Origin of the sequence: Kitasatospora sp. NBC_01300 (genome assembly GCF_041435235.1) — a bacterium.
Taxonomy (GTDB): domain Bacteria; phylum Actinomycetota; class Actinomycetes; order Streptomycetales; family Streptomycetaceae; genus Kitasatospora.
The window spans coordinates 7,123,332-7,137,254 of sequence record NZ_CP108408.1 but is presented as its reverse complement, the minus strand read 5'-3'; the positions used below and the strand labels follow the sequence as shown (position 1 = coordinate 7,137,254).

Sequence of the window (13,923 nt, the reverse complement as noted above, 5' to 3'; positions counted from 1 at the left end):
TGAAGGGGTACTGGTGCGCGCACTCGAAGCTTCTCTCTCCGATGTGCTCGGCTCCCCCGGAGTGGTCGGTGCCGCGCTCGTCGACGCCGTCACAGGTCTCAGCTACCAGTCCGCCGGGGACCACCGGCTGCTCGGGACCGGGGCCGAACTCGCCGAGCTGACCAACCTGATCGGCGAGCGGCTGTACGAGGCAGGGGCGGAGAGCGAGTTGGAGAGCCTGGTGGTCACCAGCACCCGCCATCACCAGGTCGTCCAGGTGGTGTCCCGGAAGGGCGACCCCCTGCTGCTGGCCACCGTGCTGGACCGGGAGCGGACCAACCTGGCGCTGGCCGTCCGCCAGACCGCCGACCGCGCGCAGGACTTGCTGGCATGACCGACCCGTCCCACGACACGGCGCCGCCCGCCATGACCGCAGCTCCCACGACGCCGGCTCCGCCCACCGCGCGCAACGTGCCCGCGCTGCTGCTCGCGCTGCGCCGGACGGAGTTCACCGGCTCGGTCACCGTCTCCAGCGCACCGGGCGGCACGATCCACCTGGAGCAGGGTCTGGTCGCCGCGATCGAGACCCCCGGGGCCCCGACCGCCGAGACCCTGCTGCTGAAGTCCCGGCGCGTCGGCGAGGAGGAGTGGGCGTCCGCCGAGGTGGCCGCGTCCGCCGGCCGGCCGGCGGACGCTCCCCCGACCTGGGGCGGCGACCTCGGCGCGGCCCTGGTGGCTCAGGGGTCGATCGGCGCCGCCGAGCTCGAAGCCGTCTGCGCCGCCGCCGCCTTCGACGGGGCCTTCGCCCTGGTGCTGAGCCCGCCCGGCAGTTGGGAGACGGCCGAGGCGGCGCCGGCTGCCAGGATCGCGCTGCGCCCGGGCATCGAGCCGGAGCGGCTCTTCGAGGAGACCGCCCGGCGGACGGCCCTGCTGGCCCGCCTCTGGGGGCCTCCCGGCGAACTGGCCCGCATCCGGATCCGTCCTGCCGCCCGGGCCGAATCCGGCGCGCTGCGGATCCCGGTCCGCTACCGGGAGATCCTGGCCGCCGCCACCGGCCGCCGCACCGCGCGCGACCTCGGCTTCGCCCTGGGGCGCGGTGTGTTCGCGGTGCTCCTCGACGTCGTACGGATGGACGCCCGGCACCTGCTCCACCGGGAACCGGCGCACCCGACTCCCCTGGCACCGAGCGTGGCCCCGCGCATGCCGACGGGCGAACCGCCGCCGGCCGGCACCGGGCCGCTGCCGCGCCGCGTCCGCAGCGGGCGCGGCGCGGGTGGTCCGGGCGGCCCCGGCGGCCTGCCCGCCCGATCCGAGGGAGCGGCGGCCGCTTCCGACGGTCCACCGAACGCACACCGCGCCGAACACACCGCGCGCACCGAGACGACCCAGCAGAGTGAGAAGAGCGCACCATGAGCAGCCAGACACCGACCGCCGTGCTGGTCGACGAGTTGAAGTCCCTCCGCGACCGGGTCATGGGCATCTCGGAGAGTGTCATCTCCACCACCGACGGCCTGTTGGTGGCCGCCGACACGGCCACCGTCCACCCCGAGTCGGCCGCCGCCCTGTCGGCCGCCATGCTCGGCCTCGGCCGGCGCACCGCGGCCGAGGTCGGCGTGGGCGGCCTGCGCGACGTGGTCACCCGCTGCAACAGCGGCTACGTCGTGGTGCTGGCGATCGGGGAGCAGGCACTGCTGATGATCCTGGGAGACGAGGGCCTCGACGTCGCCGGCCTGCACCGCGAGTCGCCCGCCACGGTCCGCCGCCTGAGCGAGCTGCTCGGGATGGTCCCCGCGGTCTAGGGGCTCTCTTTCGGATCACGCCGGGCGCGAGACGTGATCCGAAAGCGAGCCCCTAGTCTCAACGCCGTTCGGTCACAGCAGTCAGGGGTGATCGGGCCGGTCGCCGCACAGGGCCTCGACCAGTCGCCGGGCCCGGGTTTCCTCCGAGAGCAGCATCTCCACCAACGGCCCGGTTCCCTGCCTGTCCGCGGCGCCGGACAGGTAGGCATCGACCGCCCGCGGGTCGGCCGCGAGCGGCACCCGCCCGGCGGTGAGCGCGGCGTGGGCCCGGGCGTAGTCCAGGCCGAGCCGGGCCAGCCGCACCCCGCCCGCGTGCCGCTCGGCCGGGTCCACGCCGCCCTCGCCGGCCAACTGCGGGTGCCGGCACGCGACTTCGTGCACGGCGAGAACGGCCAGCAGCACGTGTTCGGTGCCGGGCGCACGGCGGCCGAGGCGCTGCGCCTGCCCGTCGGCCTCCAGCCGGACCCAGGCCATCGGCGCGGCCGCGATGTTCACCTTGGCGAAGCCGGGCACCAGCAGCCGCTTCCAGCGCGGCAGCCGGTACGGCGTGCGGCCGAGCAGCGCGTCCCGGGTGGGGCGCAGCAGCGGGTCGAGGTCGTCGCGGTCGTCGGGGGCGCCCGGGGCACCGGGACCGTCCGGCGCATCGGGGCCGGCGGGCGCCGCCAGTCGCTCCAGCACCGCTCCCGGCGCGACGCCCGCCGCGCGCAGCAGTTCGGCGGCCCGGGCGTGCGGATCGGCGAGCAGGGCGCGCAACAGGTGTTCGGCGCTGAACTTCCGCTCGCCGTCCTGCCGGGCCCGTTCCATGGCACCGGTCAGGGCGCGGGCGGCGGCGCCGCTGAGCAGCACGCCGCGCTCCCCGGTCGGGCCGAGCGCGTCGCGGGCCGGCACGCTCGCACCGGCCCCGTCGTCCGATCCCCAGCGTGCCGGGTCGGCCCCGCCCTGGCGGTCGCGCAGGACGGCGAGCAGGGCGGTCGCGGTCGCCCCGGCGTCCGCCAGGGCCTCGCCGGCCGGGCCCTTCGCCCCGGCGACGGCAGCCAGCAGGTGTTCCGTCCCGAGGCGGCCGTCACCCCCGCCGCGCGCGCCCCGGGCCGCGCCCAGGACGCCGAGCGTGCGCCAGTCCGGTTCCAGCGTCGTCTCCATCCGGCCCCTCCTACCACGATGCTTTGCCCGAACTATATGCCTGCTTTGCTAGCCCTTTACACGTGACTCCGCGTCAAGGAAACGTCAGAACCAGCCGGTTCGGAACGCCCTGGGCTCAGGGCGCGGAGGCCGGGTCGGCGGCGCTCACCGGGACGTCGGGGTGACGGAACCAGGACCCCTGCACCAGCCGCTGCACCAGCATCAGCACCGCGCCGAGCAGCAGCGCGCCCAGCCCGATCACCGTCACCCCGCCGACCCGGCCGATGCCCGGCAGGTCGATCGAGGTGGCGCCGTAGTCCGGGTCGGCGTAGACGTCGAAGGCGCCGTAGGCGAAGAAGTACAGCAGCATCAGGCCGCCGGCCAGCGGGAGGACGCCCTTGAAGACGAAGTCCCGGACGCTGCGGGTGAGGACCCGGCGGTAGTACCAGACGCAGGCGAAGCCGGTCAGGCCGTAGTAGAAGGCGATGCCGAGGCCGACCGAGGCGATCGAGTCGGCCAGCACGTTGCCGCTGATCGCGGTGAGCAGGACGTAGAAGGCGATCGACGCCAGGCCCATGGCGACCGTCGACCAGGTCGGGGTGCGGTGGCGCGGGTGCACCCGGGCGAAGCCGGTCGGGATGGCCCGGTGGGTGGCCATCGAGAAGGTGGTGCGGGCGGTGGGCAGGATCGTCGTCTGGGTGGAGGCGGCGGCCGAGGTCAGCACCATCAGGATCAGCAGCCGGCTGAGCACCGCGCCGATCCCGGTGGTGCCGAACACCGCGTCACCGAGGCCGGACAGCACGTCCCCCGAGTGCGCCGGGTTGCCGAGCCCGATGCCGTCCGCGCCGACCCCGGCGAAGGACTGCGCCGAGGTGGCGACCAGGACGTAGATGAGGAGCAGCAGCACGGTGGAGATGACGGCCGCGCGGCCGGGGGTGCGGGCGGAGTCGGCGGTCTCCTCGTTGACGGACACGGCGGTGTCCCAGCCCCAGTAGATGAAGACCGCGGCCAGCATGCCGGCGGTGAACGCGGAGGTCGAGGGCACGTTGAACGGGTTGAACCAGGAGGCGTCGACGGGGATGGCGGTCGGGGGCGCGGCGGCGCCGTACGCCTTGACGAGCGCGGTGACCGAGAAGACGACCAGCATCACCACCTCGACGGCCAGCAGCCGGCGTTGCAGGGTCGCGGACAGTTCGATGCCGATGTAGCAGATCGCCGTCATCAGGACGATCCACAGCACCCCGGCGCCGGTCGTCCACACCCGGCTGTCCGCGAGCGAGTCCAGGCCGACCAGCCGGAAGCCGTACACCCCGGCGATCTGCGCCAGGTTGGCCATCACGATGACGTCGGCCACGACGATGCCCCAGCCGCCCATCCAGCCGGTGCGCGGGCCGAACGCCCGGGCGGCCCAGGTGAAGGTGGTGCCGCAGTCCGGGTCGGCGGCGTTGAGCTCCTTGTAGGCGTAGGCGATCAGCAGCATCGGGATGAACGCCAGGACGGTGACGATCGGCGCCTGGAGGCCGACGCCGACCACGACGATGCCGAGGGTCGCGGCGAGGCTGTAGGCGGGGGCGGTGGAGGCGAGGCCGATGCACACCGAGGACAGCAGGCCCAGGGCGCCGTTCTTCAGGCCCTTCTCACCCGCGCCGGAACCCGTCGGACGGTCACGGGGACCGCCGGTCGGGGGGCTGGTCGGGGACGCCGACACTGGCCCCACCCCCTTGGGTGCGCAGCGGGGGCCGCGAGGACGGATCTGGTCGTCTCAGCGTAACGCCGCCCTCGGCGGGCGGCCCGGGGGCGGCGAGCGGGCGGCCCGGGGGCAGGGCTTGCGGACTGCCGGGCTGCCGGGCTGCCGGGCCTCCGGGCTGGACGGACGACGCGCGGCGCGGGCCGTGGTGCGGTCGCGGCGGTGCCCGCCTGGCTCGGCGGGCCCGCTGTCCGAACGGCGACCGCTCCGCCGCCACGGCGCCGCGCGCCTCCTACCTGTTTTCCACCGGTTGCCGAGGGCTCCGGAGTACCGGCCGGAGCCCCGGTCTCGGCGTGGTCCGCCCGCCGGCCCGAAGGCCGGTGAGGGACCGTCCGTGGGGTTTCACCCGAGTTGGTCGAGGCGCAGCCGTGCCACCCGGACCGTCCGGCGCGGCAGCGCGGTGGGCAGGGCCACCAGCAGGGCGGTGGCGGTGAACATCGCGAAGTGCGAGCCCTCCGGCCAGGTCCCGGCCCAGCCCAGTTCGCCGTGCCGGTGCTCGGCGAAGGCGTTGCAGCACAGCCAGGCCGCCAGTCCGATCAGCGGCGCCGCCCTGGGCCGGGAGACGGCGCCGAGGATCGCGCACAGGCCGAGGTAGGCGACGTGGGCGAGGCCTCCCGAGTGCAGTTCGCCGAGCCCGCCGAGGCCCATCGCCAGGACGCCGCCGGCGAGCAGGGCCACCGTGCCCGAGGTCGGGGCGGAGAGCCGCTCCAGGACCGGGTGGTAGTGCCGCCCGCCGGGCCGGGCCGCGTACATCCGCACGCCCTACCCCTTCGCGGCGACGAGTTCGGGCACCGGGCCGACCGGCAGGTGCCACCGGGTGCGCCGGTGCAGCGCCTCCAGCTCGCGCAGCAGCTCGGGCACCGGGACGGCCAGCACCGGGCAGCCCGCCTCGCGCGCGCAGTGCGCCGTGACCGAGCGCCGCAGCCGGCGGCGCAGCAGTCCGCCGCTCCGGCCGAGGACCAGCAGGTCGTCCGGCCGGTCCGCGGCCTGGACGAGGGCGGGACCGGTCTCGCCCCTGATCACCAGCGGGCGCAGCGGCACGCCGGGGTCGGCGCCGCCGAACGCCGCGTCGAGGGCGTCCAGCAGCCGCTGTTCGGCCGCCTCGCGCACCGCGGCGAGCAGCGGCGGGCACGGCGAGCGGCGGTACCCGAACTCACCGCCGGGCGGCTCCCAGGCGAGTACCGGGACGAGTTCGGCGCCACGGCTGCGGGCTTCCGCCACGCCGCGGTGCAGGGCGGCGAGGCTGCCGAGCGATCCGCTGACCCCGACCACCACCCTGCCGGTGCCGCTGCCCTGGTGCCGCCCGTTGCCGTGCATGGTCCGTCCTCGCGTCGTCGTTCCGGTACCCGGCGTGTCGCCCGGCCTGTCACCTGGTGTGTCGCCCGGTGTGTCGCCCTCCACCCAACCGCCGCGCGGGCCGGCCGACGCCCGTCCTTGACGCCTTCCTGACGCCCCGGGCCGCCTTCCCAACGCGCTCCATACGCCGACCGCCCGCCTGCCTCCCGCCGACACCTGGTTTCACCCGTTCGACGGAGCCGGGAGGCAGGAGGCAACGCGGTGCCCCGGATACCGGATCGCGGGCGATCAGCCGCGGCGTCAGGCCGGGGCGCGGGCGAGGTCGAGGGTGTAGGCGGTGCCGCCGGCCGGGGACGGCTCGACGGTGAGCTCGCCGTTCATCGCCTCGACGAAGCCCCGTGCCACGGTGAGGCCGGTGCCGTCGGCGGCCGGGCCCGGGGCCCTCACCCGGAGGTGGATCCGCCCGGCCACCGCGCCCGCGTCCACCAGGGCGGGCCCGGCGGCCCCCGCCAGGAGGTCCGCGAGGGCTCGTTCCAGCAGGCCGGCGTCGGCGAGCACGGGCGGCAGGCCGTCCGGGAGGGCGAGGCGCACGTCGCGCTGCTCACCGCTCTGCTCGACGGGCAGGGCGGCCAGCGCGGCGGCGAGCACCGGGGCCAGGGCGGTCGGGCGCAGCAGCACCGGTTGCTCGCCGGCCCGCAGCCGGTCGAGGTCCAGCAGGTCGGCGACCAGGCGTTCCATCCGCCGTACCTCGGCGGCGATCCGCCGCCCGGGCGGCCCCGGCAGGTCGGCGGCCTCGCGGCGCAGCGCGGCGAGCGGGGCGCGCAGGTCCTGTCCGACGGCCTCCAGCAGCGCGGTGTGCAGGGCGTCGGTGTGGGCGAGGGTCTGGGCGGCGGCGGCCTGGGCGGCCAGCCGTTCGCGTTCCCGGGCCAGTCGCAGCTGGGTGACGTAGGGGCCGAGCAGTCGGGTGTCCTGCTCGGTGAGGGCCGGTCCGCGCAGGGCCAGGACGGCATCCGGGCCGAGGTCGATGGCGAGCGAGGCCTCTTCGGGGCGCTGCGGGAGGGCGGTGCCGGAGGCGGCGGTGGGGCGCCAGAGCTCGCCGGTGCGGACCAGGACGACGGCGCCCTCCAGGCCGAACACCTGGCGCAGGTCGGCGACCAGGTCGGGCACCGCGCGGGCGCCGGATTCGGCCGCCGCCCCGGCCAGCCGGGCCAGCACCGCCGCTTCGGCGCGGGCCCGGTCGGCCTGCTGGGAGCGGCGGGTGAGGCCGTCGATGAGGTGGGCGATGATCCCGGCGACGGCGAGGAAGAGCAGCAGCGCGGCGAGGTCGGCGCCGCGGGTGACGGCGAGGCTGTGCCAGGGCGCGGTGAAGAAGTAGTCGGCGGCGAGCGCCCCGGCGGCGGTGCTGGCGGCGGCGGGCAGCAGGCCGCCGAGCCGGGCGGTGGCGGCGACGGCCAGCAGCAGGCAGAGCAGGGCGCCGGGGAGGGCGAGCGAGTCGCGCAGCGGGGAGAGCGCCCAGGCCAGGGCGGCCGTTGCGGCCGGGCCGGCCAGCCAGGCCAGGCGTCGGCGGCGCGGCGGGACGGCGGCCGGGCGGCGGCGCCGGGGTGCGGGCGGGACGGCGAGCAGGCCGGGTTGGGGCGGGGGGACGACCCGGACGTCGATCGGGCCGGCCAGCCGGATGACGCGGTTGATCACCGAGCCGGAGACGAGTTCGCGCAGGCGGCTGCGACTGGTCGGGCCGAGCAGGATCTGGGTGGCGCTCTCGGCGTGGGCGAAGTCCACCAGGGCCCGGGCGGCGTCGTTGCCGTCGACCTCGATGTAGCCGCCGTGGAGTTCGTGCAGCAGGGCGCGCTGGCCGGCGAGGGCGGGTGGTTCGTGGACGGTGGCGCCGTCGTCGGGCCGGACGTGCACGCCGATCAGGTCGCCGTGCACCCGGGTGGCGGTGCGGGCGCCGCGGCGGATCAGGTGCTCGCCCTGCGGGGCCCCGTTGAGGGCGACGACGATGCGTTCCTTGGTCTCCCAGGGCGCCCGGATGCCGTGCCGGGCGCGGTAGTCGGCGAGTTCCTCCTCGACCCGGTCGGCCAGCCAGAGCAGGGCGAGTTCGCGCAGGGCGCCGAGGTTGCCGGCCCGGAAGTAGTGGTCGAGGGCGACGTCGATCCGGTCGGGCGGGTAGATCGCGCCCTGGGCCATCCGGGTGCGCAGGGCCTGCGGGCTGAGGTCGACGAGTTCGATCCGGTCGGCGGCGCGGACCACCTCGTCGGGGATCCGCTCGCGCTGGGCGACGCCGGTGATCTGCTCGACGACGTCGTTGAGGCTCTCCAGGTGCTGGATGTTGACGGTGGTGGCCACGTCGACGCCGGCGTCGAGGAGTTCCCGGACGTCCTGCCAGCGTTTGGGGTGGCGGCCGCCGGGGGCGTTGGTGTGGGCGAGTTCGTCGACGAGCGCGAGCTGCGGGCGGCGGGCGAGCAGGGCGTCGACGTCGAGTTCGGTGAGGGTGGTGCCGCGGTGGCCGACGGTGCGGCGGGGCAGTACGGGCAGGTCGCCGAGCTGGTGCTCGGTGCCCCGGCGGCCGTAGGTCTCGACCAGTCCGACGACGACGTCGAGGGCTTCGTCGTCGCGCAGCCGGCGGCCCTCGGCGAGCATGGCGTACGTCTTGCCGACCCCCGGCGCAGCCCCCAGGAACACCCGCAGTCGTCCGCTCACCGCCGTGCCGCCACCTCCTCGGTGTCCATGCTCCGCCGGGGCGCCGGGGTGCGCGAGGGGACGGGCGCTCCGGTGGGTGGCGGGGTGCCCGAGGGGGCCGCCGCAAGATCCTGATGGTGCTATCGTCATTGGCACCATGTTGCTGAAGCTGGACACCGGCGACGCCCGCCCCCTGCACGAGCAGGTGGCGGGCGCGATCAGGCGGGCCGTCGCCGAGGGCGAGTGCGCCCCCGGGGACAGGCTGCCGCCGGCCCGGGAGCTCTCCCGGGCGCTGGGGGTGAACACCAACACCGTTCTGCGCGGGCTGCGCACGCTGCGCGACGAGGGTGTGCTGGAGTTCCGCCGGGGCCGTGGCGTCACGGTCGCCGAAGGCGCCGACGCGCGCTCCGAACTCGCCGAGCGGGTACGGCAGTTGGTCGCCGAAGCGGCCCGGGCCGGCTACAGCAGGAACGATCTCGTGGACATGATCAGGGGGATGTCGTGACGGACGGGAAGCTCATAGCGAAGGAGCGCCGGGAGCCCGGGGCGGGCCGCGGCGCGCTCTGGGGCGCGGTGGCCTGGTCGGCGGGCGTCCTGGCCCTGCTGATCGCGCTGCCGTGGGCCGCGCGCCACCGGCTGCCGGACCCGCTCGCCACCCACTGGAGCGGGCAGGACCCGGACGGCTCCATGTCGTTGACGGCCGCCGCGCTGTTCCCGGCCGGGGTCTGGCTGGTGCTGGTGCTGGCCGCCGCGGCCGCCCGCCGGTTCCGGGCCGGGACGGCGGGCGGCGCCACCGGGGCGGCACTGGCGTCCGTCGGGGTGCTCCTGACGGGGGCGCAGACCTCCATCGTGCACGCCAACCTGGACCGCGCCCGCTGGCAGGAGGCCGCGCCGATGGGCTTCGAGGTGGTCGTGCTGGTCGTGGCGGCGGGCCTGGCCGGCCTGCTGACCTGGCTGGCCGTCCGCCCGCGCGTCGACGCCCCGACCGGGGCGAGCCCGGCGGCCCGGATCCCGGCGCCGGCGACCGCGCCGGGCGAGCAGCTGGTCTGGCTCTCCCAGGCCGCCAACCCGTGGCTGCAACTGACCTCGGCCGTCCTCGCCCTGGGCGCCCTGGTCGCCGTGCTGGCGCTGGCCAGCGGGCTGATCGCGCTCAACTGGTCGCTGATCGTGCCGTTCGCCTCCACCTCCGTCATCACGCTCGGCTGCTCCTCGGTCAACGCCCGGGTGACCACACAGGGCTTGTCCGTCGGCTTCGGCCCGTTCGGCTGGCCCAGCCGGAACTGGTCCCCCGCCGACCTCGACTCGGCCCGCGCCGAGCTGCGCACCCCCGCCCAGGCCGGCGGCTGGGGCTACCGCATCAACGGCCTCGGCACCACCGTGATGCTGCGCAGCGGCGTCTGCCTGGTGGTCCGCACCCGGCGCGGGCGCGAGTTCGCCGTGAGCGTCGACGACGCCGAGCGCGGCGCGGCCCTGCTCAACTCCCTCATCGCCAGGTCCGCCAGCCCCACCGGCTGACCCCCGTCACGCCGCTGGGTCACATCTTCAAACCGCCCGTTCAGGTGGTGTGGACAGGGGCCGCACCGTGGGTACACCAGCTGACAGCTGCTCACAGTGCAGAGGGCAAGGAGGCGTCCGTGACCCACGAACGGCGGACGACGGAAGACCCGGAGCGCGACGCGGTCGACGCCCGGGGAGGCACCAACCAGGACGAACGGACCATCACCTTCCTACGACTCGGCGTCGGACTGATCGGCATCCTGCTGCCGCTCGCGCTACCCCTGGGAAACTGGCTGTTCGCCGAGCTCAGGGGCCAGAGCACGGCGGGATTCTGGCCGGCCTCGATGAGCGGCTCGTACTACACCAGCACCCGGAACCTCTTCGTGGGCGGCCTGTGCGCGCTCGGGGTGTTCCTGATCTGCTACCGCTTCGACCGCCGGGACGACCGCTGGAGCACCGCCGCCGGCGTGTTCGCGCTCGGGGTCGCCCTGTGCCCGACCGCGCCGCAGGGCGCCACCGCGTTCCAGAGCGCGGTCGGCCTGCTGCACTACGCCTTCGCCGGACTGCTGCTCTTCGTGCTGGCGATGTTCTGCGTCTACTCCTTCCGCAACCCGCGCTCCACCCAGCCGTCCTGGGTCAGCCGGGCCTACCTGGCGGCCGGGGTGCTGATCCTGGTGCTCCTGGCGCTCGCCGTCATCGCCGGGGTGGCCGGCATCGGCGCGGACTGGGCCGTCCGCCCGCTGTACCTGTGCGAGTGGTTCTCGACCTGGGCCTTCGGTGCCGCCTGGACCGGCGCCGCGCTCGAACTCGCCGCCGCCGGTCGATCGTACGGACACCACCCGCTCCTCCCGGGGCAGAGCGGCTCCCCGGCCACCGGCAGCCCGGCGGCCCAGCCCTAGGATGCGCTCTTAAGGGGGCCTTAACCCCAAGAGATGGTCATCTTGTCGTCCCGTAACACCGTTACCATGCGCACCAAGGCCCGCCACCAGGGCGGCCGGTGACGGAACCCCAGCAACGGGAGGACGAGCATGTCGAACGAGGTCCGGGCAGGGCGCGGTCCGCAGGAGGAGTACCCGTCGGTGGATCTGCGGATGGACGTACCGCACTCGGCGCGGGTCTACGACTACCTCATCGGCGGCAAGACCAACTTCGAGGCGGACCGCGTCGCCGCGCACGCCTCGGTGCAGGCCTGGCCGTCGCTGCCGATCTCCATGCGCACCACCCGCGACTTCATGCAGCGCGCCGTCCGCCACCTCACCGAGGAGTACGGCGTCCGGCAGTTCCTGGACATCGGCACCGGCATCCCCACCTCGCCCAACGTCCACGAGATCGCCCAGTCGATCACCCCGGACGCGCGGGTCGCCTACGTCGACAACGACCCGATCGTGCTCACCCACGCGCGGGCCCTGATGTCCAGCACGTCGCAGGGCCGCACCTGTTACGTGGACGCCGACTTCCGCGACCCGGAGTCGATCATCCAGAACCCCCGGCTGCGCGAGGTCCTCGACTTCTCGCAGCCGGTGGCGCTGTCGCTGATCGCCATCGTCCACTTCGTGCTCGACGAGGACGACCCGCAGGGCATCGTGCGCCGCTTCATGGACGCCCTGGCGCCGGGCAGCTTCCTCGCCCTCACCGTGTTCACCGGGGACACCGACCCGGTGGGCGTGGGCGGCGTCGGCCGGGAGTACAACACGCGCGGCATCCCGCTGCAGATCCGCGACCAGAAGGAGACCGCGGCCTTCTTCGACGGCTACGACCTCCTCGACCCCGGCGTCACCCTGGTCCACCACTGGCGCCCGGACGCCGGGGCCGTGCCGATCCGCGACCAGGACATCGCGATGTACGCGGGCGTGGCGATCAAGCGCTGAGCCCGCCGACGTCAGCCGGGAACGGCGACCAGGCCCGCCTCGTAGGCCAGGATCACGAGGTGGACCCGGTCGCGGGCGTCGAGCTTGGCGAGCAGCCGGGTCATGTAGGTCTTCACGGTCGCGATGCTGAGGACCAGTTCGGCGGCGATCTCGGTGTTGGACAGGCCCCGGCCGACCAGGGTGAGGATCTCCCGCTCCCGGTCGGTGATCGCGCCCAGCCGCCGGGCGGCCGGTGTCGGCGCGGGGGCCGGTGACACGGCGGATGTCGGGCCCGGGGCGGCCGCCTGGCCCGGGGCCGGCCGCTGCTCCGCGAAGGAGGAGATCAGCCGGCGGGTGACGCTCGGTGCGATCAGGGCGTCCCCGGCGGCCACCACCCGGACGGCCGCGAGGATGTCGTCCAGCGCCATGTCCTTGACCAGGAAGCCGGACGCCCCGGCGCGCAGCGCCGCGTACACGTGGTCGTCGTCGTCGAAGGTGGTGAGCACGACGACCCTGGTCGGCCCACCGCCGGCGGTGATCAGGCGGGTCGCCTCGATGCCGTCCATGCCGGGCATCCGCAGGTCCATCACGACGACGTCGGGGCGCAGTTCGCCGGCCAGCCGGACGGCCTCGGCACCGGTGCCGGCCTCGCCGACCACCTCGACGTCGGCGGTCTCGGTGATGACCATCTCCAGCGCGGCCCGGACCAGCGGCTGGTCGTCGACCAGCAGGACGCGGGTCATGCGGTCACCGCCCCGGGGATCGGCAGTCGGGCGGCGACCCGGAAGCCGCCCTCGGGGCGCGGCCCGGCCTCGAACTCGCCGTCCAGCAGGCCGACCCGTTCGCGCAGCCCGGCCAGGCCGAAGCCGGTGCCCCCGTCCCGGCCGGTGCCGGGGCCCGTGCCGCGGCCCCGGTCGGTGATCTCCACGGCCACCTCGCCCGCCGTGCGGCGGTCGACCAGGACCTCGCAGGAGCGGGTGTCCGCGTGCCGCACCACGTTGGTGACGGACTCCTGGATGACGCGGAACGCCGAGAGGTCGATCTCCGGTGGCAGCGGGCCCTGTTCGCCCCGCCGCCGGACCTCGACCCGGACGCCGGCGGCGGTGGTCGCGGCGGCCAGCCGGTCGAGGTTCGCCAGACCGTGAGGGGTGGTGGCCGACGTCTCGCCGTCGGCCTGGCGCAGCGCGACGAGCATCCGGCGCAGCCCGGCCAGGGTGTCCCGGCCGGCGTTCTCGATCTCGCCGAGCGCCTGCTTGGCCCGTTCGGGGCGGGTGTCGATGACCCGGCGGGCGGCGCCGGCCTGGAGGGCGACGATGCCGATGGTGTGGGCGACGGTGTCGTGCATCTCGCGGGCGATCCGCAGCCGTTCGGCGGTGACGGCCTCGGTGGCCGCCCGGGTGCTCAACGCCCGGGCGTGCTCGCGGTTCTGCCGCATCGAGCGGCCGATCAGCCAGGCGACCAGGGCGAGCAGCGCGGCGCCGTCGGCGGAGCCGATGTGGGTGCCGGTGAAGATGCCGACGGTGTTGCCGTGCACCAGGCCGATGTGCAGCACGAGCAGGCTCATCACCAGCGCGAACGCGGCCCGCGAACTGCGGCGCGGCCGGGTGGCGGTGATCAGGCAGAGCGCGACGTCCACGGCCAGCAGGGAGGCCGGCGGCACCTGGGTGCCGGCGGCCCAGCCGTCGGTCTCGGTGAAGGCGGCGACGAACAGCAGCGCGACCGCGAGCACCGGAAGGCGGCGCACCAGCGCGGCGCCGGCGAAGGCCACCGCCGTGTCGGCCAGGGTGAAGGCCAGGCCGCCGTGGGCGGCGGCCCCGCCGTGGTAGCGGGCGTTGCCGCCGAGCAGGACGGCGGGGTAGGCGGCTGCCACGCACCAGGCGAGCCCGACCCAGACCTCGGGCGAAATGCGCCGGAACAGGGGCGGAGAGGGCGTCGCAAGCATACGAAGATCGTATCGGCG

The 13,923-nt window shown here is 75.3% G+C and carries 14 protein-coding genes; 7 read left to right on the top strand and 7 right to left on the bottom strand.

Going from position 1 to position 13,923, the window contains the following annotated elements; genetic code table 11:
• Positions 1–13 precede the first annotated feature (13 nt).
• The 3 genes from OG556_RS30900 to OG556_RS30890 are packed head-to-tail and all read left to right on the top strand — an operon-like array spanning position 14 to position 1,778.
• Entirely contained in the window at positions 14–373 is a 360-nt protein-coding gene (locus OG556_RS30900) for a hypothetical protein (RefSeq protein ID WP_363587515.1), read from the top strand.
• Positions 370–1,392, top strand: a complete 1,023-nt coding sequence (locus OG556_RS30895) for a hypothetical protein (protein WP_371521911.1) — start codon at positions 370–372, stop codon at positions 1,390–1,392. Before OG556_RS30900 ends, OG556_RS30895 begins: the two co-directional genes overlap by 4 nt.
• Positions 1,389–1,778 carry a roadblock/LC7 domain-containing protein gene (locus OG556_RS30890; RefSeq protein ID WP_371521909.1) on the top strand — a complete coding sequence of 130 codons (390 nt, stop codon included), beginning with the start codon at positions 1,389–1,391 and terminating at the stop codon, positions 1,776–1,778. Before OG556_RS30895 ends, OG556_RS30890 begins: the two co-directional genes overlap by 4 nt.
• Before the next feature lie 81 nt (positions 1,779–1,859).
• Here the strand turns inward: OG556_RS30890 and OG556_RS30885 are convergent, their stop codons facing one another.
• From OG556_RS30885 to OG556_RS30865, 5 genes are all read right to left on the bottom strand, one after another.
• Complete coding sequence (locus OG556_RS30885) at positions 1,860–2,918, bottom strand: Clp protease N-terminal domain-containing protein (protein WP_371521907.1); 1,059 nt, start codon at positions 2,916–2,918, stop codon at positions 1,860–1,862.
• A gap of 115 nt (positions 2,919–3,033) precedes the next feature.
• Positions 3,034–4,605, bottom strand: a complete 1,572-nt coding sequence (locus OG556_RS30880; protein WP_371521906.1) for an APC family permease — start codon at positions 4,603–4,605, stop codon at positions 3,034–3,036.
• A gap of 381 nt (positions 4,606–4,986) precedes the next feature.
• The gene (locus OG556_RS30875) at positions 4,987–5,403 is read right to left on the bottom strand and encodes a hypothetical protein (protein WP_371521904.1); all 417 of its coding nucleotides are present in this window, start codon (positions 5,401–5,403) and stop codon (positions 4,987–4,989) included.
• A gap of 3 nt (positions 5,404–5,406) precedes the next feature.
• Positions 5,407–5,961 carry a universal stress protein gene (locus OG556_RS30870; RefSeq protein ID WP_371521902.1) on the bottom strand — a complete coding sequence of 185 codons (555 nt, stop codon included), beginning with the start codon at positions 5,959–5,961 and terminating at the stop codon, positions 5,407–5,409.
• Between the two features lie 279 nt (positions 5,962–6,240).
• A complete protein-coding gene (locus tag OG556_RS30865; protein ID WP_371521900.1) occupies positions 6,241–8,640 on the bottom strand; it encodes a DUF4118 domain-containing protein in 2,400 nt (799 codons plus the stop codon).
• A gap of 136 nt (positions 8,641–8,776) precedes the next feature.
• Here OG556_RS30865 and OG556_RS30860 point away from each other — a divergent pair, with 136 nt between their 5' ends.
• From OG556_RS30860 to OG556_RS30845, 4 genes are all read left to right on the top strand, one after another.
• The gene (locus tag OG556_RS30860; protein WP_371521898.1) at positions 8,777–9,124 is read left to right on the top strand and encodes a GntR family transcriptional regulator; all 348 of its coding nucleotides are present in this window, start codon (positions 8,777–8,779) and stop codon (positions 9,122–9,124) included.
• A complete protein-coding gene (locus tag OG556_RS30855) occupies positions 9,121–10,134 on the top strand; it encodes a DUF1648 domain-containing protein (RefSeq protein WP_371521896.1) in 1,014 nt (337 codons plus the stop codon). The genes OG556_RS30860 and OG556_RS30855 overlap by 4 nt, the downstream gene beginning before the upstream one ends.
• A 119-nt stretch (positions 10,135–10,253) precedes the next feature.
• The gene (locus tag OG556_RS30850; RefSeq protein ID WP_371521894.1) at positions 10,254–11,015 is read left to right on the top strand and encodes a hypothetical protein; all 762 of its coding nucleotides are present in this window, start codon (positions 10,254–10,256) and stop codon (positions 11,013–11,015) included.
• A gap of 129 nt (positions 11,016–11,144) precedes the next feature.
• Entirely contained in the window at positions 11,145–11,984 is an 840-nt protein-coding gene (locus OG556_RS30845; protein ID WP_371521892.1) for an SAM-dependent methyltransferase, read from the top strand.
• An 11-nt stretch (positions 11,985–11,995) separates the two neighbouring features.
• Here the strand turns inward: OG556_RS30845 and OG556_RS30840 are convergent, their stop codons facing one another.
• Together OG556_RS30840 and OG556_RS30835 are read right to left on the bottom strand one after the other, a co-directional pair.
• On the bottom strand, positions 11,996–12,706 hold the full coding sequence (locus tag OG556_RS30840) for a response regulator (protein ID WP_371521890.1): 711 nt from the start codon (positions 12,704–12,706) through the stop codon (positions 11,996–11,998).
• Positions 12,703–13,905, bottom strand: a complete 1,203-nt coding sequence (locus tag OG556_RS30835; RefSeq protein ID WP_371521888.1) for a sensor histidine kinase — start codon at positions 13,903–13,905, stop codon at positions 12,703–12,705. Before OG556_RS30835 ends, OG556_RS30840 begins: the two co-directional genes overlap by 4 nt.
• Positions 13,906–13,923: the final 18 nt, after the last annotated feature.